25 protein-coding genes are annotated in these 23,568 nt (G+C 45.8%); 14 read left to right on the forward strand and 11 right to left on the reverse strand.

Annotated elements, in window-relative coordinates; translation table 11 throughout:
• Positions 1–28: 28 nt before the first annotated feature.
• From ABQ275_RS26210 to ABQ275_RS26230, 5 genes are all read right to left on the reverse strand, one after another.
• Complete coding sequence (locus ABQ275_RS26210; protein ID WP_349316114.1) at positions 29–2,533, reverse strand: bifunctional UDP-N-acetylmuramoyl-tripeptide:D-alanyl-D-alanine ligase/alanine racemase; 2,505 nt, start codon at positions 2,531–2,533, stop codon at positions 29–31.
• 58 nt (positions 2,534–2,591) lie between these two features.
• A complete protein-coding gene (locus tag ABQ275_RS26215) occupies positions 2,592–3,530 on the reverse strand; it encodes a TerC/Alx family metal homeostasis membrane protein (protein ID WP_349316115.1) in 939 nt (312 codons plus the stop codon).
• A 93-nt stretch (positions 3,531–3,623) separates the two neighbouring features.
• The gene (gene gldG / locus ABQ275_RS26220; protein ID WP_349316116.1) at positions 3,624–5,327 is read right to left on the reverse strand and encodes a gliding motility-associated ABC transporter substrate-binding protein GldG; all 1,704 of its coding nucleotides are present in this window, start codon (positions 5,325–5,327) and stop codon (positions 3,624–3,626) included.
• Positions 5,328–5,463: 136 nt separating this feature from the next.
• Positions 5,464–6,204 (reverse strand): gliding motility-associated ABC transporter permease subunit GldF, encoded by a 741-nt coding sequence (gene gldF, locus ABQ275_RS26225; protein WP_349316117.1) that lies wholly within the window; start codon positions 6,202–6,204, stop codon positions 5,464–5,466.
• A gap of 67 nt (positions 6,205–6,271) precedes the next feature.
• Positions 6,272–7,507, reverse strand: a complete 1,236-nt coding sequence (locus ABQ275_RS26230) for an IscS subfamily cysteine desulfurase (RefSeq protein ID WP_349318809.1) — start codon at positions 7,505–7,507, stop codon at positions 6,272–6,274.
• Between the two features lie 135 nt (positions 7,508–7,642).
• Between ABQ275_RS26230 and mce the strand changes: the two genes are divergently transcribed.
• Positions 7,643–8,044, forward strand: a complete 402-nt coding sequence (mce, locus tag ABQ275_RS26235; RefSeq protein WP_349316118.1) for a methylmalonyl-CoA epimerase — start codon at positions 7,643–7,645, stop codon at positions 8,042–8,044.
• 535 nt (positions 8,045–8,579) lie between these two features.
• On the opposite strand, the gene murF is transcribed toward mce, so the two are convergent.
• Positions 8,580–9,869, reverse strand: a complete 1,290-nt coding sequence (gene murF / locus ABQ275_RS26240) for a UDP-N-acetylmuramoyl-tripeptide--D-alanyl-D-alanine ligase (protein ID WP_349316119.1) — start codon at positions 9,867–9,869, stop codon at positions 8,580–8,582.
• Between the two features lie 165 nt (positions 9,870–10,034).
• On the opposite strand from murF, the gene ABQ275_RS26245 reads away from it, so the two are divergent.
• The 5 genes from ABQ275_RS26245 to apaG all read left to right on the forward strand — a co-directional run bounded on the left by ABQ275_RS26245 (position 10,035) and on the right by apaG (position 12,737).
• A complete protein-coding gene (locus ABQ275_RS26245) occupies positions 10,035–10,406 on the forward strand; it encodes a hypothetical protein (protein ID WP_349316120.1) in 372 nt (123 codons plus the stop codon).
• Positions 10,407–10,423: 17 nt separating this feature from the next.
• Positions 10,424–10,972 carry a YceI family protein gene (locus ABQ275_RS26250; RefSeq protein ID WP_349316121.1) on the forward strand — a complete coding sequence of 183 codons (549 nt, stop codon included), beginning with the start codon at positions 10,424–10,426 and terminating at the stop codon, positions 10,970–10,972.
• A gap of 33 nt (positions 10,973–11,005) precedes the next feature.
• On the forward strand, positions 11,006–11,953 hold the full coding sequence (locus ABQ275_RS26255; RefSeq protein ID WP_349316122.1) for a DUF5777 family beta-barrel protein: 948 nt from the start codon (positions 11,006–11,008) through the stop codon (positions 11,951–11,953).
• On the forward strand, positions 11,941–12,267 hold the full coding sequence (locus ABQ275_RS26260) for a DUF4157 domain-containing protein (protein ID WP_349316123.1): 327 nt from the start codon (positions 11,941–11,943) through the stop codon (positions 12,265–12,267). The genes ABQ275_RS26255 and ABQ275_RS26260 overlap by 13 nt, the downstream gene beginning before the upstream one ends.
• Positions 12,268–12,350: 83 nt before the next feature.
• Positions 12,351–12,737, forward strand: coding sequence for a Co2+/Mg2+ efflux protein ApaG (gene apaG, locus ABQ275_RS26265; RefSeq protein WP_349316124.1), 387 nt, complete (start codon positions 12,351–12,353; stop codon positions 12,735–12,737).
• A gap of 52 nt (positions 12,738–12,789) precedes the next feature.
• Here the strand turns inward: apaG and ABQ275_RS26270 are convergent, their stop codons facing one another.
• The gene (locus ABQ275_RS26270) at positions 12,790–13,842 is read right to left on the reverse strand and encodes a hypothetical protein (RefSeq protein WP_349316125.1); all 1,053 of its coding nucleotides are present in this window, start codon (positions 13,840–13,842) and stop codon (positions 12,790–12,792) included.
• A 170-nt stretch (positions 13,843–14,012) separates the two neighbouring features.
• Here ABQ275_RS26270 and ABQ275_RS26275 point away from each other — a divergent pair, with 170 nt between their 5' ends.
• The 6 genes from ABQ275_RS26275 (at position 14,013) to ABQ275_RS26300 (ending at position 20,307) form a co-directional block, all read left to right on the forward strand.
• Complete coding sequence (locus tag ABQ275_RS26275; RefSeq protein ID WP_349316126.1) at positions 14,013–14,696, forward strand: porin family protein; 684 nt, start codon at positions 14,013–14,015, stop codon at positions 14,694–14,696.
• A 74-nt stretch (positions 14,697–14,770) separates the two neighbouring features.
• Positions 14,771–16,438: an NAD+ synthase gene (locus ABQ275_RS26280; RefSeq protein WP_349316127.1), complete on the forward strand. Its 1,668-nt coding sequence runs from the start codon at positions 14,771–14,773 to the stop codon at positions 16,436–16,438.
• A gap of 86 nt (positions 16,439–16,524) precedes the next feature.
• Positions 16,525–17,796 carry a serine--tRNA ligase gene (gene serS / locus ABQ275_RS26285; protein ID WP_349316128.1) on the forward strand — a complete coding sequence of 424 codons (1,272 nt, stop codon included), beginning with the start codon at positions 16,525–16,527 and terminating at the stop codon, positions 17,794–17,796.
• 106 nt (positions 17,797–17,902) lie between these two features.
• A complete protein-coding gene (locus ABQ275_RS26290; protein ID WP_349316129.1) occupies positions 17,903–18,445 on the forward strand; it encodes a GNAT family N-acetyltransferase in 543 nt (180 codons plus the stop codon).
• 27 nt (positions 18,446–18,472) lie between these two features.
• Positions 18,473–19,558: a HesA/MoeB/ThiF family protein gene (locus tag ABQ275_RS26295; RefSeq protein ID WP_349316130.1), complete on the forward strand. Its 1,086-nt coding sequence runs from the start codon at positions 18,473–18,475 to the stop codon at positions 19,556–19,558.
• A 2-nt stretch (positions 19,559–19,560) separates the two neighbouring features.
• Positions 19,561–20,307, forward strand: a complete 747-nt coding sequence (locus ABQ275_RS26300; protein WP_349316131.1) for a sulfite exporter TauE/SafE family protein — start codon at positions 19,561–19,563, stop codon at positions 20,305–20,307.
• Positions 20,308–20,312: 5 nt separating this feature from the next.
• Here ABQ275_RS26300 and moaA read toward each other — a convergent pair whose 3' ends face one another.
• Both moaA and ABQ275_RS26310 read right to left on the reverse strand, forming a co-directional pair.
• Positions 20,313–21,290, reverse strand: coding sequence for a GTP 3',8-cyclase MoaA (gene moaA, locus ABQ275_RS26305; protein ID WP_349316132.1), 978 nt, complete (start codon positions 21,288–21,290; stop codon positions 20,313–20,315).
• A gap of 3 nt (positions 21,291–21,293) precedes the next feature.
• The gene (locus ABQ275_RS26310; RefSeq protein WP_349316133.1) at positions 21,294–21,665 is read right to left on the reverse strand and encodes a DUF7009 family protein; all 372 of its coding nucleotides are present in this window, start codon (positions 21,663–21,665) and stop codon (positions 21,294–21,296) included.
• Positions 21,666–21,744: 79 nt separating this feature from the next.
• On the opposite strand from ABQ275_RS26310, the gene moaD reads away from it, so the two are divergent.
• The gene (gene moaD, locus ABQ275_RS26315) at positions 21,745–21,978 is read left to right on the forward strand and encodes a molybdopterin converting factor subunit 1 (protein ID WP_349316134.1); all 234 of its coding nucleotides are present in this window, start codon (positions 21,745–21,747) and stop codon (positions 21,976–21,978) included.
• A 37-nt stretch (positions 21,979–22,015) separates the two neighbouring features.
• Positions 22,016–22,411, forward strand: a complete 396-nt coding sequence (locus ABQ275_RS26320; protein WP_349316135.1) for a molybdenum cofactor biosynthesis protein MoaE — start codon at positions 22,016–22,018, stop codon at positions 22,409–22,411.
• 66 nt (positions 22,412–22,477) lie between these two features.
• Here ABQ275_RS26320 and ABQ275_RS26325 read toward each other — a convergent pair whose 3' ends face one another.
• On the reverse strand, positions 22,478–23,077 hold the full coding sequence (locus ABQ275_RS26325) for an NTP transferase domain-containing protein (RefSeq protein ID WP_349316136.1): 600 nt from the start codon (positions 23,075–23,077) through the stop codon (positions 22,478–22,480).
• Positions 23,061–23,546, reverse strand: a complete 486-nt coding sequence (gene moaC, locus ABQ275_RS26330; protein ID WP_349316137.1) for a cyclic pyranopterin monophosphate synthase MoaC — start codon at positions 23,544–23,546, stop codon at positions 23,061–23,063. The genes ABQ275_RS26325 and moaC overlap by 17 nt, the downstream gene beginning before the upstream one ends.
• Positions 23,547–23,568: the final 22 nt, after the last annotated feature.

A 23,568-nucleotide genomic window follows, 5' to 3' on the forward strand; every position in this document is an offset into this window, starting at 1 on the left:
ATTTCAAAGTCGGAAACCTGCAATATCATTATTCCTGGAAATATACTCTTTTTACCCGCTGTGAAATTCCTGTTAATATTTCATAGGGAATCGTTTCTGCCCAATCTGATAGCTCCTGTACGGAGAGTTCTTCCCCAAATACAATGGCGGCATCGCCTTCCATTACTTCCGGAATATGGGTTACATCCAGCATCAGCATATCCATGGCTACCGCACCCACTACAGGGGCCAGTTTGCCGCGAACCAGCATTTTGCCGGTACCATTGCTCAATCTCCGGGGATAGCCATCTGCATAGCCTATACGTACTGTAGCGGTAACAGATGGTACTTTAGCCTCCCATCTGGCGCCATAACCTACGGTATCACCGGGTTCCAGCTGTTTCAGCTGCGCGATGGTGGTTTTCAGGGTGCTTACATTCCGCAGCTGATCCTGAATCCCGTTGCTGCTATCGATGCCGTACATGCCGATACCCAGGCGCACCATGTCGAGATGCAGTTCAGGATGACGGGTAATAGCCGCACTGTTGGCAATATGACGGATCACGGTATAGCCCAGTGCTTTTTGCAATTCGTGGCTCATATCATAAAACAGCCTTCCCTGCTGCTGTGTCAGCGCATCCTTTTCAGGATCTTCGCTGGCGGCAAGGTGACTGAAAATAGATTGTACTTTCATCAGCGGAGCGGCTGTCAGCAGTTTTGCCAGTTCGGGAATATCACTTTTCACAAATCCCAGACGGTGCATGCCCGTATCCATTTTTACATGGATAGGGAAATCCGTTTTACCGGCTGCACTCACTTCTTCCATAAACTGAAGGAGGATGTGCATGGAATATATTTCAGGCTCCAGGTTCCAGTGCAGGATAGCGTCGAAGCTGGCAGGTTCGGGATTCATCACCATGATAGGCATGGTGATACCGGCCCTTCTCAGCTCCACTCCTTCATCTGCATAGGCTACCGCGAGATAGTCCACCCCATGGAATTGCAGGAGGTTGGCAATCTCGAAACTGCCGCTGCCATATGAAAATGCTTTTACCATCGCCATCAGCTTGGTGTCTGGCTTCAACATAGACTGATACAGCTTCACATTGTGTGCAATGGCGGTGAGGTTTATTTCCAGGATGGTTTGATGTGCCTTTTGCTCCAGCAATTTACCGATACGCTCAAATTGAAAGATGCGGGAACCTTTTACCAGTATGGTTTCATTCTCGAAATCATCTGCATTGAACTGTTGGATATATTCATCGGTGGTATTGAAGAAAAGTGTTTTCAGTCCTTCTATCTGCAGAAAAGATTTCTTTTCCCTGCTGATATTTTTACCGATGGCAAGCAGTTTATTAATGCCTTTCTTTTGTAAGAGGTCAGCTACTTCTTCATACAGGGTAGCATCGCTTTTACCACTTTGCAGAATATCACTCAGTACAACCGTTCGGGTAGCGTGCTGCTGCTGCTGTTGCAGGAAGTCCAGCGCAATGGTCAGTGAGCCCAGATCGAGGTTGTAGCTGTCGTTGATTACGGAGCAGTTGTTGATGCCCTGTTTCAGTTCCAGCCGCATGGCGATGTTGCTGAGGAGATCCATTCTTTGCTGGATCACTTCCTGTTCCTTGCCCATATAGAGCATGAGGGCCCAGCAGTGGATCGCATTTTCGATAGAACCTTCATCCACAAACGGAATGCTGATATGCAGCGGTTCCTGTTTGTAGAGTCCATCTATGCGGGTATGATTATCTTTTTTGTCAATGGTAATTACACGGAGGTCTGCATCTGTTTTCCTGGACCAGGAGAACAGTTCAGGGCCGCCTTCCTGGTTTTCTTTCTTGCCTACCTGGTTGTGGAAGGCCAGTACGCACTCATTCAGCGCCAGGTAATCTTTGCAATAGATCAGGATATCGCTTTTGGCGAAGAGTACCAGTTTTTCGTTGATCTTCTGACGGATATTCAAAAAACCTTCGCTATGGGCTTCGCCGATATTGGTGAAAATACCAATAGTAGGACGGATGATCTTTTCCAGGCTAACCATTTCACCAGGTTGTGAAATACCGGCTTCAAAGATGGCCAGCTGGTGTTCCGGCTTCATTTGCCATACCGATAGGGGTACGCCAATTTGTGAGTTATAACTTTTGGGACTCCTGACAATGTTATAATCCTTTTCCAGTAGCTGGTACAACCATTCTTTCACAATGGTTTTTCCGTTGCTGCCGGTGACACCTATAACAGGTATCTGGAATTGATGACGATGTGAAGCTACCAGCGTGTGTAACGCCTGTAGTGTATCTTTAACCAGTATAAAATTGGCATTGGGATAATTCTCTAACGGCACAGCTTCGCTCACTATAAAATTGCTGACACCCTTGCGGTACAGCTCATCTATGTATTGGTGGGCATTGCGCCGTTGGCTAACCAGGGCGATGAACAGTGAAGTTTCCGGAAAGCTGAGCTTCCGGCTGTCCAGTAAAAGGTGGTCAATTTCAGAAAATCCTGTCTCTTGCAACAATTCCCCTTTGAGGGTTTTGTTGATACTTGCTGCGTTATACACTTTTGTCAGGTTTGAATAATCACTTAGCAGCTACAAAAAATTAGTTTACAGCTGCTGTTTACTTTACTTCTCCTTCCGGTAATCCTTTTTTCTGATGATAGTGCGAATAAAGAATGGAACCTCCAAGGCATAGTACAATCACGATCAGTGACACGTACACCGGAATATGTATAAAATACTCTGCCAGCATTTTAACTCCTATATATATCAGTACGATGGCAATACCCTGGGGGAGATATTCAAATTTATCAACCGCTCCCCTCAGTAAAAAGAACAGGGATCTTAGTCCCAGCACGGCAAATATATTGGAAGTATACACAACTACCGGTTGTTGTGAGATGGCAAATACTGCCGGAATGGAATCCAGCGCAAAGATAATATCTGTAACTGCCAGCATCAGTACGACTACCGATAATGTGGTGAAATATACCTTTTTATTTTTTTTGATAACAAATTTTCCTTTCGGTTCTTCTGATGTTATCCGCAGGTATTTATTCATAAACCGGTAGGCCACACTTTCTTCCGGTTTAAATTCATCCTCTGCTTTTGCAGTAAACATCTTAATGCCTGTATAAAGCAGGAAAAGACCGAAAATATAGAGGATCCAGTCGAAACGGCTGATCAGCACCACGCCTACACTGATAAATATAGCCCTGAATATGAGGGCCATCAGGATTCCTATCAGTAGTACCCGGGAGTAGTTTTCCTCTTTTATTTTGAAGAAGTTGAAGATGAGAATGAATACAAAGATATTGTCCATAGATAAGGACTTCTCCATGAGATAGGCGCTCATGAAGCTGATAGCTGTTTCGGAGCCATCTTCATACCACATAAAACCAAAAAACAAAACAGACAGCCCCACCCAGAAAATACTCTGCAGCAATGCCGTTTTCATAGATGTCTTCTGGTTCTTTTTACTGAATAGGCCTAAGTCAAAAATTAGTGCCAGGACGATTACAATTGCAAAAATGAGATACGTCCATTGGATGGGTGTCATGCGACCTTGTTTTTTTTATGAGGAGCAAAGATAGTCATTTCTGACTAAGACATTAAGAACCAATGGCGTGAAAGCGTTCCTATAGCATAGCTATTATGCTGCAAATTTGCGCTGGCGCACAAACTGGAAAACCATTGCAAACACCAGTACCAGCCCTATAGGCACCAGGAAGCAGATTATCTGCCATTTTGTTTTTGTTTGTTTTATTTTTTCTGCATCCAGTAAACGCAGCGTCAGTTCTTTATTCCTGCTTTCCATGATCCCGCTGTTACCACTGAGGTATTCCAGGCAGTTGAGGAGAAATTCTTTATTGGCAAAGGCGAAGCCGGGGTTAAATTCGTTGATACCCATCTGCAAAGGGCCATCCTTGCGGGATACAGCGTTTGCAATCAGGTCGCCATCGCTCACCACGATCATTTTATTGATGGTGTCGGAAGATTCCCGGAAAGGCTTACCGGATATGCGTTGCAGATCGCTCATTACTTCCGGCGACAACCTGTTGCGGAATAAAGAGGTAAAATGCCCTTCAAGCAAAACAGCTGCCGGCACATTTTGCTGCCGGTATTCACGTGGATTGGGCTTTGTTTTTACAGATTCCCAGCTTATCAGTACCGGAACACGAACACTGCGGCTGTGACGGGAGGTGGTGAGCAGAATGGTTTTCTGTACACCAGGTGCTTTCACGGTATCCAGTGAGCTGACAAAACGACTTAGCACCATATCCATATTTTTTACAATAGGATGAGCGCCGGTAGGTGTGAGCATGGGAAAGTACGGAAAAGGTACAGGTTGGATCTGTGGCCTGTTGCCAACATTGCCTACAATCAGCGGTACCACATCACATTGCAGGTCCTGTACAAGATCCTGGTTAATGCGCACCCCATAACGGAAAAGAAGGTCTTCCAGGTTGAGCCCCCGATCAAATGCAAAAAATTCGGGATGTTGCTGAAGACTATCCATCGTGGCATTCGTTTCATCGATAAACCACAACACTTTTCCGCCATTCATCACGTATTGGTCTATTTTCAGTTTGTCGGCATCGCTGAAAGCACTGGCCGGCTTGGCAAAAAGAAGGATATCAAAATCTTCCGGGATATAGGACGTGCCCTGTAAGGTGAGCGTATCCAGGCTGTAGTTGCTCTGCAATGTATTTAATGCATCATATACTTCTACGCCGAGCGACTCACCGTTGCCCAGCATATAACCGATCAACGGTTTTTTATCTTCCTTTAATTTACTGATCGCGTTGGCAAACTGGTACTCCAGTAGTGCTTCGGAATTCACCATCGTTTGCAACGGATCTTGTCCACCCTGGTTTTTCAGGAGGTTTACGCCGATGGTCTTTCCTTTGTAATGTACCAGGGCGCCGGGGAAGATGAGTTTTTCCGCAAAACCTTCGCCGGATTCTTCCTGCACTTTCATATTAAAAGGCATGATGCCCTGTTCGGTAAGTTCACCGAGAAATTTCATCCGTGCAGAGTCAGAAAGCCCTTGTCCGGGATTGATAAAAGTAAAACGGATGTTTTGTTTACCGTATTCCCTGAACTCTTCCAGCAATTCCCTGGTGGATTGGGCCAGCTGCCTGAAACTGGCAGGATAATCCCCTTTGAGAAATACTTCAATATCAACCGGGCTGTTGAGGTTGCGCAGCATTTGCCGTGTGTTGCCGGTCAGTGTATATCGTTTTTCCGCTGTCAGATCCCACCTGCCGTGAAAGTACGCTGCTGCTATATTGATGCCCGTTAGTGCCAGTATTACTACCAGCGCCCGTTGTATATATTTTTTTCGTTTAGTCATACATTGAAATTTTCTGATTTTCTGATTTTTTGATTTTGGAATTTGAAATGCAGCGGAGATATCTTTCTGATATATTAGCGGGAAATCTCCGCTGCATTTCAAATTCCAAAATCAAAAAATCAAAAATCCCAAAATATTATCCCTGTTGCCAGAGTTTTCTATGGAGAGATAATTTTGTGAGATAAAGCATCAGTCCTATTATGCTGATGAAATAGACGATATCACGACTGTCGATCACCCCACGGCTGATAGATGCATAGTGAAATTTGATGCCGGCCATTTGCAGGTAATAATCTGCGCCGCCGCTGAATCCCGGTATTTTACTGAGTGCGTCGAAGCCGTTATAAAAGATGAAACAGGTAAAGAGTGCAATCAGAAAGGCTACCATGGCGTTGGTGGTGAGGGATGATGACCACAGGCCGATGGCTGTGAAAACGGCGCCCAGCAGGAATAAGCCGGTATATGCGCCGAGTATGCCGCCATTATCCAGTTGTTGCGGGTTTACGCTCAGCTGCCGGATGGCGATATAATATATAACCGTTGGCAATAAGGATATGGCTACAATCAGGAGGCTGCCCCAGAACTTGCCCAGCACGATCTGCCAGGAGGTGAGTGGTTTGGTACTTAATAATTCCATGGTGCCTGTTTTAAATTCATCCGCAAAGCTGCGCATGGTAATGGCTGGAATCAGTAACAGGTAGATGAGTGGCGCCAGGTCAAAAAGCGGGTCCAGGTTGGCGTAACCGGTGTCGAGCAGGCTCGTATCCGGAAACACAAAAAGCAATAAGCCGTTTGCCAGTAAAAAAAGAATGATGGCCACATAGCCCGTGACACTGCTGAAGAACTGGTTTATTTCTTTCTTAAAGATGGCAAGCATGAACAGTTTTGTAAGGATTAGGATGAGTAAAAGTACAAATATAAAAGTAAACGTTACAGGCAGGAAATCATTGCTTTCCGGTTGCATTCTGCTGATGTGCCCAGCTGAGGGTGTCCATTTCTGTACCGTCTTTGAACAGTTCCCACAACGGGCTTTCCGCCCTTAGCTTATTCACGGTGTCTGTAACGGTCCGGATGGCGAAGTCTATTTGTTCATCCGTGGTGAAGCGTCCCAGCCCGAAACGGAGAGAGGCGTGTGCGAGATCATCGCCGAGTCCGAGTGCTTTGAGCACATAGCTGGGCTCCATGGAGGCAGAGGTACAGGCCGATCCGGAAGAGAGCGCGATGGTTTTGTTAAAACCCATCAGCAGCGTTTCTCCTTCTATATATTTAAAGGAGAGATTGGTTGTATGTGGCAGCCGGTGTAGCGTAGAGCCGTTTACGTAAGACTGCTCCAGTTGCAGTAAAGCGGCTTCCAGGCGGTTACGCATCACAGACAGGCGTTTGGCATCGGCATCCATTTCCTGCAGGCATAGCTCGCAGGCTTTGCCGAGGGCGGCGATGCCGGGTACATTCAGGGTGCCGGAGCGCATACCTTTTTCATGGCCGCCGCCATCCATCTGTGCTGTCAGCTTTACCCGGGGCGATTTGCGGCGTACATATAAGGCGCCCACTCCTTTGGGACCATACATTTTATGGGCGCTCAGTGCCAGCAGATCGATGCCGTCTCTGATGACATCTATAGGGATCTTACCGGCGGCCTGGGTGGCATCCGACATAAAAATGATGTTGTGTTTTTTGGCGATGGCGCCGATTTCGGGCACAGGGTTGAGCACACCTATTTCATTGTTGGCATACATCATGGCCACCAGTATGGTTTGTGGCGTAATGGCTGCTTCCAGTTCCCGGAGATCAGGCAATCCTTCGTTGTTTACCGGCAGATAGGTAACCTGTGCGCCCCGTTTTTCCAGGTGTTTGCAGGTGTCCAGCACTGCTTTATGTTCTATGGCAGTAGTAATAATATGATTGCCTTTGCCGGCGTACATTTCGTATACACCTTTCAGGGCGAGGTTTACGCTTTCTGTCGCACCTGAAGTAAAAATGATTTCCCCGGGTGAAGCACCGATCAACATGGCTACCTGTTCACGTGCATGGTCTACTGCGGCTTCTGCTGCCCATCCCAGGGAGTGACTGCGGCTGGCTGCGTTACCAAACATTTCTGTGAAATAGGGTAACATTACTTCTACCACCCTGGGATCGCAGGGAGTAGTCGCATTATTATCCAGGTAGACAGGCAGCTTCAGCATATTTGTTTTAATTTTTATATTAAATCGTAAACAATTCAAATCTACGACATAAGTTCTATTTTTACCGGGCAGGGTCATTACCCGCAACGATCAATTTCTTGTTATTTATTTTGTACCGGTAAAAGCAGTTTCATGTTAAAAGTTGAGCATATTGGTATAGCGGTTCAATCGTTATCTGTTTCGATTCCACTGTTTGAAAAATTGTTGGATACACCTTGTTATAAAACAGAAGAAGTGAGCAGTGAGCAGGTACAAACAGCGTTTTTCCAACAGGGGGAAACGAAAATAGAATTGCTGGAGGCAACGGGGCCGGGTAGTGCTATTGCAAAGTTCCTGGAAAAAAAAGGGGAAGGCATGCATCATATTGCTTTTGAGGTAGCGGATATTTATGCAGAGATGAAGCGGTTGGCGGGAGAAGGTTTTGTTTTATTGCAGGAGCATCCCAAGCAGGGAGCGGATAATAAACTTATTTGTTTCCTGCATCCGAAGAATACAAATGGTGTTTTGATTGAAATATGCCAGGAGATCAAGTAAAGAATAACTTAAATATTAGAAAATTTATTAATTAGATTTTTTTTTAGTTTTTTTCCATTTTAGCAATCCAAACAAACCCTGGACTACGTAGATAATATGAATCACCCGGAAAGAGGGGACAGACAAACCAAAATATTTTTAATTTTTCGAACAATTATATTTTCTGATACGTTATCTCTATATAATACTTTCGAACAAATAATAAATCACCAAGACTCAAAATATTATAAAGCTTAAATTTTATGTATTAATAATCTTTAAGTTTTCACGATTACTCTAAAGTTGGCATAGGTTATGAACACCTGCGGGTTTTTTAGCTTGCAGGTCTTTTTTTTTAGCCAATTTCTTCGGTAAAGGAAATAATCTACAGTGGGTTTCTCTAAAGAGCAGCATGGCTGCTTATTCCTAGAACGATATTAGTATTCAATTAATTGTGCACGCCATATAAAATGGCGGAATTTCCCTGTGCGGATAAGCCAGGGAAATAGCAGGTAAAATGATGATGACAACGATTACAACAAAACAACCCAAACGCCTATACGTTTGCTGTCAGTACTTTTTCCATACCTGTACTGCGGGAGCCTTTGATTAGAATATAAGTATCCTGGAACTGTTGTTGTTGCAGCCATTTGCCGGCAGCTGTTGCGTCATCAAGATAAATATACGGATGGTTTATTTTCTTAAAATCGCCGCCTACCAATACTACTGCGTCCCAATGTGCCTGCTGGAGCAATGTTGCCAGTACCTGGTGTTCTTTGATGCTGTCTGCCCCCAGTTCCATCATAGCGCCCAGCAGCAAAACTTTCTTAGGTGCCTGGATACCGGCAAAGTTTTCAATGGCAGCTTTCATACTGGAGGGGTTGGCGTTATAGGCATCCATGATAATGGTATTGCTACCTTGTCGTATTACCTGTGAGCGGTTATTGGATGGTGTATAAGCGGCTATGGCCGGGCCGATTTTATTTTCGGGTACTTTAAAGTGACTGGCTACTGCTACCGCGGCCATTACATTGGGGAAGTTATAGGCGCCTACTAATTGCGTCTGTATAAATCCTACCTGGCTGTTACCGGTTACCTGAACACCCAGGAAGGCGCTATCAGCAACAGGGTTGCCGGTATAATCGGCTTCCTGGCTGCCATAGGTGATGATATCTTTAATGCCATCACTCATTTCCAGCAGATAGCCGTAGTCGTTACATACAAATACGGTTCCGTTGTTGCTGCGCAGGAAATCATACAGTTCCCCTTTGGCTTTCTTTACCCCTTCCTCGCTGCCGAAGCCTTCCAGGTGGGCTTTCCCGATGTTGGTGATGATGCCGTGTGTAGGCAGGGCTATTTTGCAGTAGCTGGCTATTTCCTGTTGGTGGTTGGCGCCCATTTCTATAACGGCTATTTCCACATCCGGTTGAATGCGCAGAATAGTGAGGGGCACACCAATGTGATTATTCAGGTTGCCAACTGTAGCATATGTTTTAAAACCGGCACATAGTGTAGCATTGATCAGTTCTTTCGTAGTGGTTTTACCGTTAGTACCGGTAATTGCCAGGAAAGGAATATTCAGTTGTTGACGATGCCACAAAGCCAGTTGCTGCAAGGTTTCCAGCGCATTATCTACCAGCATCATCTTCTCCGGAAGGGTATAACTGTCCGCTTCATCTACTACTGCAAAACTGGCGCCCATCTCTAACGCTTTGGCTGCAAACGTATTACCGTTGAAGTTATCCCCTTTGAGTGCAAAGAAGATATCGTTGGCTTTCAGTTTACGCGTATCCGTTTGTATATTCGGGTGCTGCTGATATATATTGTATAGTTGCGCTATGATCACGTGCAAGAGTATTTAATGCAAAAATAAGCGGTTATGTATGTAATATATAAGATTTTGACCGCTAAAATTATCTTATCCCTATAGACAACCAATTAAATATTGTTCCCGTATATGCCAATACTGTCTGACCAACTTCAACACCTGCTTAAATAATAGTATTCATCTATGAAAACATTTATGTTGCTGCTCTCAGGCTGTATCCTGATGACAGCCTGTAAAAATGAACAGGCGCCTGCGCCTGCCACTGGTGCGATAGATTGTAGCGTGGCCAAAATTACCACCGCTTATGTATTTGGCGTTGTACAGGCAAACTGTACAGATCGTAAATGTCATCCCGGAGGAAATTCACCGGTTATCGCGGATTTCTCTACCACCGATAAGCTGAAAGGATATATCAGTACCCAAAGGGCGATTTTCCTGCTGCGTGTTACCAGCCCACAGGCAGACATGCCGCAATCGCAATTGTTTCCCGCGCTCTCGCGGGGAATGAGGGATTCTATTGCTTGCTGGGTGGGACATGGTATGCCGGATCAATAAACTTTAAAAAGCATCACATGAAATACCTGTTTTTTTGCTTCGGCTGTTTGTTGTTGTCTTTCCATGGATTTGCACAGGATGTTTTTTCGTGCAGGAATACCAGCCTGTCCTTTTTTTCTGCAGCACCGCTGGAAGACATAGAAGCCAGGACAGATAAGGGCGTATCTGCTATCAACATAAAAACAAAAGCCATCTATTTTAAAGTGCCGATATCATCTTTTCAGTTTAAAAAGAAATTAATGCAGGAGCATTTTAATGAAAACTACCTGGAAAGTGATAAGTACCCGTTTGCTGAGTTCAAGGGAAAGATCAATGATGAGATAGACTTCAGCAAAGACGGTACTTACAATGTAACGGTAGAGGGTACACTGAATATGCATGGTGTAGATAAAGTATACCGGGAGAAAGGTACTATCACGGTGCAAGGCGGCAACATTGCGGCTACTTCCAAATTCAATATTCATATAGCTGATCATCAGATCAGCATTCCGAAACTGGTTATCAGGAACATCGCTGAAGTAGTGGACGTAACTGTAAACGCCCTGTATACCGTCACCAATAAGTAAATAACTAATTAGCCATCATTTACCCATTAACCAATGAAGATCATTCCATTCTTATTGCTGTGCTGCGGTGTCAGCAGCTATTGCCAGGCGCAGGAAGACCTGAGCCGGCAGTTTGATTCTGTGGGCACGGGCCACCAGAAAGTATTGTATACCTATAAAGGCACGCGCATCATTATGGGACATTCTACTGAAATGCTGCGCAAACATGAGCTGGATTTCCGGGTAGATCACCGCTTTGGGGATGCTGCCGGCGAGTTTGGCGGCGTGAAATCATTTTTCGGAACAGACAATTCTACGGACATACGGATCGCTTTTGAATATGGTGTGTCGGATAAGCTGATGGTAGGCGTAGGCCGCTCCAAAGGCTCCGGGGCGCAGCACCAGCTTATTGACGGACTGGTGAAATACCGGCTGCTGGAACAAACTACAGATAACTATGTGCCTGTGTCGATGGCGGTGCTGGCAAATGCCACCGTGAGCACGATGGCTTCCGGCACAGATCCGGAAGGCGCCGATTATTTTGGCGATGGGGCAGACCGGATGAACTATGTGGCGCAGGCCATTATATCCCGTAAGGTGGGCGACAAGCTGTCGTTTACATTGTCGCCTACGTATGTACACCGTAACCGGGTGGCGTTTATGGACATGAATAATATGTTTGCACTCGGCGCAGCCGGGCGCATCAAAGTTTCGAAGCGGGTGGGCTTTGTGGTAGAATACTATTATCCATTCCGTTCCCAGGCCAGCAAGGATTATTTCAAATCTGCAGGGAACGTCATCTTCTATAATCCATTAGGTGTTGGTATGGAGATAGAAACCGGCGGGCACGTGTTTCATATTAACTTCACTAACTCCACCGCTATCCAGGAAAGCCAGTTTATTCCCGAAACGTTGTCATCCTGGAGACAGGGGCAATATCGCTGGGGTTTCAATATTTCCCGTAGATTTACGTTATTCGGGAAAAAGGATTGGAAAAAATAAAATGCCACATACGGGAGAAATCCTGGCTTGCCCGCAAAGCCGCTCACAGAATGGGTGTGCAGCAGGTGGCCATGGTTGTGGGACGCACTATTCATCTGCATGGTGCGTCCCGCGGGCAGTTCCTTGCGGATATCACCTGGGTACGGCACGAGGTTTGCCATGTTATGCAATACCTGGAATATGGACTGATAGGCTTTTTATGGAGATATCTTTCCGAATATATGCGCAACGGTTATTACCTTAATCGCTTTGAAGTGGCGGCCCGGGAATCGGAAGCTGACCCCGCTATGTTGGATAATGTCGAAATTGTCTAAAGAATCGTTAAAGTATACCAAATAGCAGTATTTTTGAGACGACTGGCTTTATTTTTCTTATTTTTACCTTAAAGGTTGATTTTATGGTTAAGAAGGTAACAGAGGGCATCACCATCAGCGTGGAAACATTCTACCAGCCGGATTATTCTAATCCTATTGGAAGCGAATTTATGTTTGCTTACCGGATCACCATTGAAAACAATAATACATTCCCTATCAAATTACTCCGCCGCCACTGGTATATCATTGACTCAAACGGTACCCACCGCGAAGTTGAGGGAGAAGGTGTAGTAGGTGTTCAGCCACTGCTGGCCCCCGGTGAAACATATCAATATGTCTCGGGATCCAATCTCCGCACCGAAATAGGCAAAATGTACGGCACTTACCACATGGAAAACCAACTAGATAAGAAGATCCTGGAAGTTAAGATCCCGGAATTCCAGATGGTGGTACCATTCAAATTGAACTGATTTCCGGATTTTCTGATGCTCCTGCATCTGTAAACCAATCACCGGAAACTTGCTATTTCGGTCTGTACTTCGCCGCTTTAAATATCTCCACCAGATTTTTAGATTCCATCAATTGTTGTAGCGTTACTGCCGGGTGCAGTTCCATGTATTTATTTACGATCTGGTAACCGATAAAGAAACCGATCTTACCGGGAGCGCCTTCAGGCATACCCTGTGTAGACGGAGCATCACCCATAAAGTGATTAATCTGTTGCCAGTCAGCAGAATACAGCAGGTTGTTCTGCACGAGGAACTGCCATATCATCTGTTCATTTTCGCGGCACCATTGCAATTGATCTTTCGTATAGCCAAACCTGATAGTGTCTGGTGTTTCGGGCAATACTTTATCCAGGAAGTACTGTTGTTTGCCGGCATCCATCATTTGTTCCAGGAGGCCGCCGCTGTTGCGGGCTGCGGGATACAGTTCCTGCTGCAAAACCTGCATACAGTTGGTGGTAATATATTCAGGTGCAAAACGCTGAATCATATAATCCGGGTAATCAGGGATCTGTGCATAAGGAGGGAAATCGGCTCCCATGTACATATCCAGCCCGATGCCCAGGATAGAATCTACGGTGATGGCGCCATAGTTGGCTATGCCGGAAATGAAGGTAACCACGCGGGGTGGCCGGAAAGCAGGAATATAGTATTTGATATAGCGGAAACCCTGTGTGAGCTGCTGTTGCAACGATGCCAGGTTGCCATATTTCTCTGATACGGCGGTTTCCAGGTTCCGGAAATCAGGCGTTGTGAGAAACAGGTGTAATTGTTGCATTACCTCCCGGCTGCTGTCTGAATAGGCGCCCAGGTTCATAATATCGGTAATATATACCGGCAGGAACAGGGGATAATCAGCATGCAGTTTTGCCAGCCCGGGTTGCAGGTTGTTGGTATCCAGCGTGAATAAAGCGGAATCGAAACGCGCTATACTAACGGTCATGGGTATATGACTTACGTCCGGTGCTTTTTTACCGGAATTACAGGCTGCCGCGCCCAGCAAGGCAAACAGGCTGCATGTCAACAGAATATATTTATTAATGTAGCTTTGCATCTTCTTAAAACTCATCTAAGGTAAAATTATTATTTACCTTGGATTATTAAAAAAATATGGATGATGAATGATGAATAACAACGCAGTAAGATCACTGTTGTCGCAATACAACCCGTAAAATCTCTGTACTGCTACGTAATTCATAATTCGTAATTCGTAATTTTATGTAAAATATGGAAATATATATGAAGAAAGTGTTCGTTTTTCTGGTTCTGATGGGAGTTGTGAAGATGGGTATAGCGCAGCGTGGATTTAACTTATCTGAGCGTAAAGTAAGATTGGGACTAACCGTAAGTCCAATGGTATCGTCATTGAAACCACAGGAATCAGGCGTTACCCGCAACAGCTCAAAGGCAGGTCTGAACTTTGGACTGATGGCCGATTTTAACCTGGATGACAATGGCAATTATGCACTGGCTTCCGGTTTTCAGGCTGTAATAGGCGGCAGCAAGTTAATGTATGATGCAGGCAAAGGGCTGAACGATTACAGACAAAATGCTGCGGAATATAACATGAAACTCACCTATGTGGAAATACCGCTGGCGCTGAAACTGAAAACCCATATCGACAACGGCATGGGATTATGGGGACAGTTTGGTACCTACCTCGACTTCCCGGTTAGTGGCCGCACGGATATCACTTCCCTGAATCAAACCTATGACAAGGTGGGTATTTTAGCACAAATGAACCGCGTCAATATAGGCATGCTCCTGGGAGCAGGTATAGAATATCCGCTGGGCGGCAATTTGACCGGTATGGCTGGTATCACTTATCAGAACGGTTTTGTGGATGTAACCCGTAATTCAAAATGGGATGACGGCAGGATAAATATGAATAGCTTTGCCCTCAGATTAGGCGTATATTTTTAAGCATGGAGTCTTTAGCTGTCAGGATTAAAGCCTGACAGCTAACCGCTTTTATTTTATTTGTTTATTTTTTCACTATGAAAATTATACTGGCACAGCAGAATTATCACATAGGTAACTTTGAACGTAATACGGAGAAGATTATTGATGGTATTAAGACTGCAAAGTCCCAGGGGGCGGACCTGGTCGTGTTTTCCGAATTGTGTGTATGTGGCTATCCACCCCGCGATTTTCTGGAATTTGAAGATTTTATTGTACAGTGCCACCATGCTATTGATGTGATAAAAGCACATACAAAAGATATAGCTGTACTGGTAGGTGCACCTGCGCGCAATCCGCAAAGGGAAGGGAAAGACCTGTTTAATGCCGCCTGGTTTTTATATGAAGGCGAAGTAAAACAGGTAGTACATAAAACCCTGCTGCCCACCTATGATGTGTTTGATGAATACCGGTATTTTGAGCCCTCCTATGAATGGAATGTGATCCCCTTTAAAGGAAAAAAACTGGCCGTAACTATTTGTGAAGATATCTGGAACCTGGGAGATAATCCCCTGTACCGTGTTTGTCCTATGGACCAGCTGATGGCGCAGGAACCGGATGTGATGATCAACCTGTCTGCTTCTCCCTTTGATTATGATCATGATGAAGATAGGAAAGAGATCATCCGCGCCAATGTACTCAAGTATCAACTGCCCATGTATTATTGTAATACAGTTGGTTCACAAACGGAGATCGTGTTTGATGGCGGTTCCCTCATCTATGATGCGCAGGGGAATATTGTGAAAGAATTACCTTACTTCATCGAAGCAATAGACGGGCTGGAGCTGGGAATGCTTACTGCTACTGGTATTGCGCCCGCTATGCCGGTTGCCTTTACACCGCTCACGGAATTGATTTTTGATCATAACATTCACCGCATCTATGAAGCACTGGTGCTGGGCATCCGGGATTATTTCGGGAAGATGGGCTTTACAAAGGCCATCCTCGGATCATCCGGTGGTATAGACAGTGCCGTTACATTGGCTATTGCCTGCGATGCACTGGGCAAAGAGAATGTGCGGGCGATACTCATGCCTTCTCCCTACTCTACAGGGCATTCTGTAGATGATGCGGTAGCTTTATCTGAAAACCTGGATAACCCCTACGATATTATTCGTATCAATGATATTTATGAAAGCTTCTTAACCACGCTGGAACCGTATTTCAAAGGATTGCCCTTTAATGTGGCTGAAGAAAATACACAGTCACGCATCCGTGGTAACCTGTTGATGGGATTGTCCAACAAGTTTGGATATATCCTGTTGAACACGTCCAATAAAAGTGAATTATCTACCGGCTACGGTACTTTATATGGGGATATGGCAGGCGGATTGTCTGTTTTGGGAGATGTATATAAGATGCAGGTATATTCACTGGCCCGCTATATCAACCGCGACAAAGAAATTATTCCGGTGAATATCATTGATAAAGCGCCTTCCGCTGAGTTGCGTCCTGATCAGAAGGACAGCGACAGTTTGCCCGATTACGCCGTGCTGGACAGGATCCTGTATCAGTACATAGAACGCCGGCAGGGACCGAAGGAGATTATCGCTCAGGGCTTCGACTCCGCTTTGGTTTCGCGGGCCTTAAAGATGGTAAACACCAATGAATACAAACGTAATCAGTTCTGCCCCATTATACGCGTATCTTCCAAAGCCTTTGGTGTGGGCCGCCGGGTACCGATTGTGGGTAAATACCTGAATTAAGCACGGAGCTACCGGCAGCACAAAGTTGCGGCGGAAGGCCAAGTGCTATTTTTAATATCTTTGCCAAAATTTTTAGATCATACAACATGTTACAAGTACCGTTTATACGTCAAAATAAAGAATTGGTATTAGCGCGCCTGGCTCTGAAGAATTTCAAGGAGACTGGCCTGGTAGACGAAGTGCTGGCGCTGGATGATCAGCGTAAGAAATTAACCCTGGAATACGATGAAACACAGGCGCAGGTAAACAGTTTATCCAAAGAGATCGGTAAGCTGATGGCGCAGGGAAAAAAAGACGAAGGTGAGCAGCAACGTGCTGAAGTGAATGCGCTGAAAGAAAAGCTCGGCCCCATCAATGATGCCCTGAATGCTACCGAAAAAAACCTGCATGATACCCTGGTGAAATTGCCCAATCTGCCCGCTGCTATTGTTCCTCCCGGTAAAACACCGGAAGAAAATGTGGAAGTACGTGGTGGTGGTACCATTCCGGAGCTGTACGCAGCTGCCGTACCTCACTGGGATCTGGCTAAAAAGTACGACCTGATTGACTTTGAGCTGGGTAACAAAATCACCGGCAGCGGTTTCCCGGTATTCAAAAACAGGGGTGCCCGCTTACAACGCGCACTGGTACAGTATTTCCTGGATTATAATACCGGCAACGGCTATACGGAATATGCACCGCCATACCTGGTAAATGAAACCTCTGCCTACGGCACAGGCCAGTTACCGGATAAGGAAGGACAGATGTATCATGCTACAGAAGATAACTTCTTCCTGATTCCTACAGCAGAAGTACCGCTTACCAATATCTACCGCGATGAGATCCTGAAAGACAGCGACCTGCCTATCAAAATGACGGGCTATACCCCTTGCTTCCGCAGGGAAGCAGGTTCTTACGGCAAAGATGTACGTGGACTGAACCGTGTACACCAGTTTGATAAAGTGGAACTGGTACAGTTGGTACATCCCGACAAATCTTATGAAGTGCTGGATGAAATGGTAGCACATGTGGAAGGTTTGCTCAATGCACTGGAATTGCCTTATCGCATACTACGCTTATGTGGCGGCGATATGAGCTTTGCATCTGCCATCACCTATGATTTTGAAGTATACAGCGCCGCGCAGCAAAGATGGCTGGAAGTAAGCTCTGTTTCTAACTTTGAAACATTCCAGACGAACCGGATGAAGATCCGTTTCAAAGAAAATAATGGCAAGCCACAGCTGACACACTCCCTGAATGGCAGCTCCCTGGCTTTACCGCGCATCCTGGCCAGCTTGCTGGAAAACAACCAGGCTGCAGACGGTATCCATTTACCAGCAGTGTTACACCCGTATTTCGGTAGCGATAAAATAAGCTAGTGATTTTTTGATTTAGATATTTAAGTGCTGAAAGAAATTTCTTTCAGCACTTAAATATCTAAATCAAAAAATCACTAAATCATTAAATGCTGTCTATTTTCGCATCATGCGACACTTTTTGCCAAATGGACAGGAGCTTGTTATCCGGCTGCCCAAACCTAACGATGCAGCAGGATTACTGGCCAATTTCCAGCGGATGACGCGGGAAACGGATTTTCTGCTGTTTACCCATTCCGAAGCCCTGGACCTGGACCTGGAGTCAGAAGAAGATTTTATCAATACCTACCTGGACACACCCGATCAGCTGATGTTGGTGGCTGTTGTGAAAGGGTTGCTGGTAGGTTCCATCACGGTAAACCACAGCGGCTACCGTAAAAAAGCGCATATCGCAGAAATGGGTATCGCCGTAGAACATGCCTGGAGTAACCTCGGTATCGGCCGTCGTCTTATGACTGCTATGATCCGCTGGGCAAAAGAACATGAAGGTCTGGAAATTATTTATCTCAACGTATTTTCTACCAATGAAAAAGCCATGCAGCTATACCGTAACTTCGGCTTTATGGAATGTGGGCGCCTGCCACAGGGTATCCTGCAAAGAGAAGGACACTATGCCGACCTCGTAACCATGTATAGACGCGTGAAACCATAACTTTATCTTACCATTCAACGAACAGCTATGGAACGATACAACCGACAGACAAGACTGGAAGGCTTTGGCCCGGCAAAACAGGCATTGCTGCAACAGGCTGGCGTACTCGTCATCGGCGCCGGTGGCCTGGGGGTACCTGTGTTGCAGTACCTTACCGCAATGGGCGTAGGAAGAATTGGTATTGTAGAACATGATACGGTATCTATTTCCAACCTGCAACGACAAGTGCTTTATATCACGGGAGATCAGGGTAAATCAAAGATACACCTGGCTACCGAGCGCCTGCAACAACTCAATCCAGAAATACAGCTGGTAGCACATGATACCTGGCTCACCACAGAAAATGCCCTCGAAATAATCAGCGCATACGATGTGGTAGTGGATTGTTCCGATAACTTCGGTACCCGCTACCTGATCAATGATGCCTGTGTAATAGCCGGAAGGCCGCTGGTATATGGCGCTATCTATAAGTACGAAGGACAGGTAAGCGTATTTAATTACCAGGGCGGCGCTACTTACCGCTGTATTTTTCCTGAACCGCCGGAATCCGGTGATATGCTGAACTGCAACGATATTGGTGTGTTGGGCGTATTGCCCGGTCTTATCGGATGTTATCAGGCCAATGAAACGGTGAAAGTGATCACCGGCATCGGGCGGCCCCTGAAAAACCAGTTGATGACGATAGATACCCTCAATAATACACAACTGATTTTTAACATTACACCCGTGGCCGCTTACCGGCAGATCCATCAGTTACAGGATAATTATCAGCAAACCGTTTGTGAAGTGAATAGCGTACAATCATTATCAGTAGAGCAATTGCAGGAGTGGTTGCAAAAAGAAGACGGCTTAATGTTGCTGGATGTAAGGGAAGATGACGAATGGGAGATCTGCCATATTCCAGAGGCAGTGCATATTCCTATGGGACAGGTGTTACACCGGATTGCAGCGTTGCAGCCGGAAGCCCCCGTAGCCGTATTGTGTCACTATGGAATGCGGAGCCGCGCTGTAGGACAGCGTTTGGTGGAACTGGGTTTTAAACAGGTATATAACGTAGAAGGTGGTATCAACGCCTGGGCCCGTGCAATAGATGACGAAATGCAAACTTATTAGTCATGAACACAGAATTATGTATCCTATTTTTCCTGGTGGCGTTGGTGTATTCTTCGGCCGGTTTTGGTGGCGGGTCTAGTTACCTGGCATTGCTGGCGCTGTGGGGAGTGGATTTTCAGTTGATGAAGTCTACAGCGTTGTTATGTAATGTGGCCGTGGTGGCAGGAGGTGTATATCATTTTTATAAGAGCGGTCACCTGCCCCTGAAGAAGGCGTGGCAACTGTCGCTGGTGAGTGTGCCGCTGGCTTTTGCCGGCAGCTATCTGCCGTTGAAACAGGAAACCTTCTTTTTGTTATTGGGCATTGCTTTAACGCTGGCAGCCGTGTTTATGTGTTATCGCCTGTTTTTTGAGCGGGAAGAAGAATCGGGACAGCAGCTTCACCAGGGAAATGGAAAGGTATATGGCATCATTGGTGGAGCCATTGGCTTGTTGTCCGGTATGACGGGCATCGGCGGCGGTATCTATCTCTCTCCTGTATTGCGTTTGGGCAAGTATGATACGGCCAAGAATATTGCAGGATTAAGCAGCTTTTTTATATTGGTAAACTCTATTGCCGGTTTGTTGGGACAGGCCGCCAAACATGTTATTGTATTTCAACCGGCCTTCGCCGCTCCGTTGCTGGTAGCGGTTGTTGCAGGCGGACAAATTGGTGCACGGCTCAGTGCCCGTGTGCTGAAACCCCGTTGGGTAGCGGGTGCTACGGCATTGCTGATCTTGTATGCGGGTGTAAGAATGCTCGTGAGATAGATTGTTTACCCGCCTATTACAGACATGCTCTCCATATTCCTGGCTGTATGATGTTGCGCTGCTTCAAATCCATCGGCGAAACGCCCGTGTATAGCGGATTGTATGGCATGCAGCCAAAGAGATGGATCTTCATTATCTCTCATCAGATCTCTTATATTCAATACATTATTACCATAGAGGCAGGTTTTTATACTACCGGTAGCGGATATACGAATACGGTTACAGGTACCGCAAAAAGTGCGGCTGTAAGCGGGGATTACACCTACATTACCTTTATGACCCCGAATGCTGTAGTTGAGAGAAGTGGAGTGAGGTGCATCAGGGATCTTCTGTAATGCATACGCTGTGCGGATGGTGTCCAGTATTTTATGATAGTTCCAGGCGATACCGGAAAACGTATGTCCTTGCCCGTTAAAGGGCATTTCTTCTATAAATCTTACGGAGAGTGCATTTGCACGGGTAAGCTCTGCGAATGCAGTGAGTTCGTCCGTATTCACATCTTCCATTACTACTACATTTATCTTCACTTGCATATTATATTGTAACAGGTTTTCCAATGTTTGCATAACTGTTGAAAACCTGTCGCGGCGCGTTATCCGGAAGAAACGATCTGCTTGCAGGGTATCCAGGCTAAGATTGATATTGGTAATACCCAGTTGTTGTAATGCGGGAATATGTGGTTGTGTTAATACGCCATTGGTGGTGATAGCCACTTCCTGAATACCGGGAATACCGGTTATTTTTTTCAGGAGAGATAATAAACCCGGTCTGAGAAAAGGTTCTCCTCCGGTGATCCTGACCTTTGTAATGCCGCCGGCAGCCAGGGTTTCCAGCAATGATATGATTTCGTTGTCGGTCAGCAGCTCTTTTTTATGTACAAAACGCATGTCCTCCGGCATACAGTAAGTGCAACGGAGATTGCACCGGTCTGTCACCGACAATCTAACGTAATCGACTATACGATGATGTGCATCCGTAAACATACCTTAGCAATTTTTACCAGCCATCGGATTCTCGAAAGACTGGCTGTCATCTTCATCCCGGGTGGTGAGGCACTGGAAATCCTTTTCTACCAATATTTTCAGCTCGGAGCCGTCTGCGTTGGGCAGGGTCAGCTCAAAGCCTACCTGATCCGGCAGGTACCAGGCCGTTAATTGCGGCAGCGGTAGCAGCAGATGGATTCCGTCGGGTTCCATTTTTATCACCGGGTCAGCAATTTCTTTTGCACGGATACAGAAATGCAGTGCGCCGGCGCCTATCTGTGTTACCGATGTTACTTTACCGGTAGTTTCGAGGAGCGCCACATCAGTTTTGTCCAGCCTGTATCTGATTGTATTTCCTTTTAGCCTTATCTTCATAAAAATGATTTATCTGCCGTATTAAAAGTACTACATTCTCACTGCTATATTGTAGTTTTAAGTAACAATTTTGATGCTTATGGGCGTATTGCTATTCGGTGTGGCTAAAGATATAGCCGGTGTGCCAATGATCAGTTTTCCGGAACATATTACAACTGTGGCTGCATTAAGAGCCTGGTTGCACAGCAGTTATCCCGGTCTGCAACAGCTGAGATCAGTGATGATAGCAGTGAACAGGGAATATGCGGCTGATACGCAAATCATTACACAAGCGGATGAAATTGCCGTCATACCACCGGTTAGCGGTGGTTGAGAAACGTTATTCCGCTTCATTCAATCAGCAATCTGACATGGAAGTATTAATTAAAATAAAGGATACTATTACGGTGCAGGAAGCACTGGATTTCATTCATACGCCGGAATGTGGTGGTGAGGTGATTTTTGCTGGTACCGTACGTAATCACACAAAGCAACAGCCCGTAACGAAGTTGTTTTATGAATGTTATGAAGAAATGGCTTTGCTGGAGATGCATAAAATTGCGCAGCAAGTGCAGGAAAAATGGGATGTGAAAAAGCTGGCCATGCTCCATGCCATAGGCGATAAATATCCGGGAGAGCTGGCTGTTGTGATTGCCGTATCATCCGCCCACAGGGGCATTGCCTTTGATGCCTGTGAGTATACAATTGATACCCTGAAAGAAACTGTACCGATCTGGAAGAAAGAATTTTTTGATGTAGAGATTTGATTATTTAATTATGTAGAAATTTTGTTTCCGAAAGACGTTTTGCCTGGAAACAAAATCTCTACATAATTAAATAATCAAATCTCTAAATATTTTATCTTTTTCCTCCGGGGTGTTTGCATTGAATTGTTCGGCTGCATAAGGGTTTTGCAACATATTGATGTCATTATGCAGCATTGTTTTGCGCGGACAGTTTTTTCCTGCTATAACATTTTGCTGCAAAGCGGCGAGTCCTGCGGGCTCCCAGATGGCGATCAATGGCTCCGGTAGTTCGTTTACGGGGCTTATAAAGGCGGTAGCGGCCTTGTTTTTATCTCTTGCATGGATCAGTATTTCCAGGCTTTGCCTGCTGATGAGGGGCAGGTCGCAGGCCAGTACCAGCCATGCGGTGTTGGGTTGCAGCAGATGGGCGCTGAGTAATCCGGCGGAGGGACCGCCATAGGGAACGTTGTCCGGTATCAATTGCGGGTAACCGGGAAAATCATTTAGCTGCTCCGGTCGGCAGGAGAGGTATACTTCCTGCAACAAAGACTGTAATAACGTAGTCAGGTATTGCCACTGGGGCATACCATGATAGTTGATCTTACTTTTATCTTCCTGCATCCGGGTACTGAAACCACCACAGAGTACCAGTCCTTTTAAGGGTGCTGTATTATTTTCCATAGTCATGTTTGCCGCCTGTTTTGCTGATCAGTTTTGTTTCCCTGATGACCATTTCATGGGTAAGTGCTTTACACATATCATAGATAGTGAGTGCTGCCACGCTGGCGCCGGTGAGGGCTTCCATCTCCACGCCGGTTTTGCCGGTGGTTTTTACCGTACAGCGGATGACGGCTTCTTCACCGGTCAGCTGGATGTGGACGTCGCAACCATCCAGCAATAAAGTATGGCATAGCGGGATCAGTTCCGGCGTTTTCTTTGCGGCCATAATACCGGCTATGACAGCCGTCTGAAATACGGCGCCCTTGCGGGTTTGGATGTCATTGTCACGGAACTCGCTGCGCACTGCTTCCGGCAGAAAAATGCGACTCTCGGCAACGGCTATACGATAAGTGTCGTTTTTTCCACTTATGTCTACCATGGCTGGCTGACCGGATGCATCGAGGTGTGTAAAACCACTACTTGATTGATTGGACATAAAAGCATAAATTTAATCATCT

Origin of the sequence: Chitinophaga sp. MM2321, from assembly GCF_964033635.1 — a bacterium.
In the GTDB taxonomy this organism is placed as follows: domain Bacteria; phylum Bacteroidota; class Bacteroidia; order Chitinophagales; family Chitinophagaceae; genus Chitinophaga.

Excerpts from the sequence above, each read along its gene's own strand:
- ABQ275_RS26320 (WP_349316135.1), top strand. The coding sequence starts at position 22,016 with ATGGAAGTATTAATTAAAATAAAGGATACTATTACGGTGCAGGAAGCA.
- gldG (WP_349316116.1), bottom strand. The coding sequence starts at position 5,327 with ATGACTAAACGAAAAAAATATATACAACGGGCGCTGGTAGTAATACTG.
- ABQ275_RS26245 (WP_349316120.1), top strand. The coding sequence starts at position 10,035 with ATGAAAACATTTATGTTGCTGCTCTCAGGCTGTATCCTGATGACAGCC.
- ABQ275_RS26295 (WP_349316130.1), top strand. The coding sequence starts at position 18,473 with ATGGAACGATACAACCGACAGACAAGACTGGAAGGCTTTGGCCCGGCA.
- ABQ275_RS26290 (WP_349316129.1), top strand. The coding sequence starts at position 17,903 with ATGCGACACTTTTTGCCAAATGGACAGGAGCTTGTTATCCGGCTGCCC.
- mce (WP_349316118.1), top strand. The coding sequence starts at position 7,643 with ATGTTAAAAGTTGAGCATATTGGTATAGCGGTTCAATCGTTATCTGTT.
- ABQ275_RS26270 (WP_349316125.1), bottom strand. The coding sequence starts at position 13,842 with ATGAGTTTTAAGAAGATGCAAAGCTACATTAATAAATATATTCTGTTG.
- ABQ275_RS26255 (WP_349316122.1), top strand. The coding sequence starts at position 11,006 with ATGAAGATCATTCCATTCTTATTGCTGTGCTGCGGTGTCAGCAGCTAT.
- ABQ275_RS26275 (WP_349316126.1), top strand. The coding sequence starts at position 14,013 with ATGAAGAAAGTGTTCGTTTTTCTGGTTCTGATGGGAGTTGTGAAGATG.
- ABQ275_RS26310 (WP_349316133.1), bottom strand. The coding sequence starts at position 21,665 with ATGAAGATAAGGCTAAAAGGAAATACAATCAGATACAGGCTGGACAAA.
- ABQ275_RS26300 (WP_349316131.1), top strand. The coding sequence starts at position 19,561 with ATGAACACAGAATTATGTATCCTATTTTTCCTGGTGGCGTTGGTGTAT.
- ABQ275_RS26280 (WP_349316127.1), top strand. The coding sequence starts at position 14,771 with ATGAAAATTATACTGGCACAGCAGAATTATCACATAGGTAACTTTGAA.
- moaA (WP_349316132.1), bottom strand. The coding sequence starts at position 21,290 with ATGTTTACGGATGCACATCATCGTATAGTCGATTACGTTAGATTGTCG.
- ABQ275_RS26325 (WP_349316136.1), bottom strand. The coding sequence starts at position 23,077 with ATGACTATGGAAAATAATACAGCACCCTTAAAAGGACTGGTACTCTGT.
- moaD (WP_349316134.1), top strand. The coding sequence starts at position 21,745 with ATGGGCGTATTGCTATTCGGTGTGGCTAAAGATATAGCCGGTGTGCCA.
- gldF (WP_349316117.1), bottom strand. The coding sequence starts at position 6,204 with ATGCTTGCCATCTTTAAGAAAGAAATAAACCAGTTCTTCAGCAGTGTC.
- ABQ275_RS26250 (WP_349316121.1), top strand. The coding sequence starts at position 10,424 with ATGAAATACCTGTTTTTTTGCTTCGGCTGTTTGTTGTTGTCTTTCCAT.
- serS (WP_349316128.1), top strand. The coding sequence starts at position 16,525 with ATGTTACAAGTACCGTTTATACGTCAAAATAAAGAATTGGTATTAGCG.
- moaC (WP_349316137.1), bottom strand. The coding sequence starts at position 23,546 with ATGTCCAATCAATCAAGTAGTGGTTTTACACACCTCGATGCATCCGGT.
- ABQ275_RS26215 (WP_349316115.1), bottom strand. The coding sequence starts at position 3,530 with ATGACACCCATCCAATGGACGTATCTCATTTTTGCAATTGTAATCGTC.
- apaG (WP_349316124.1), top strand. The coding sequence starts at position 12,351 with ATGGTTAAGAAGGTAACAGAGGGCATCACCATCAGCGTGGAAACATTC.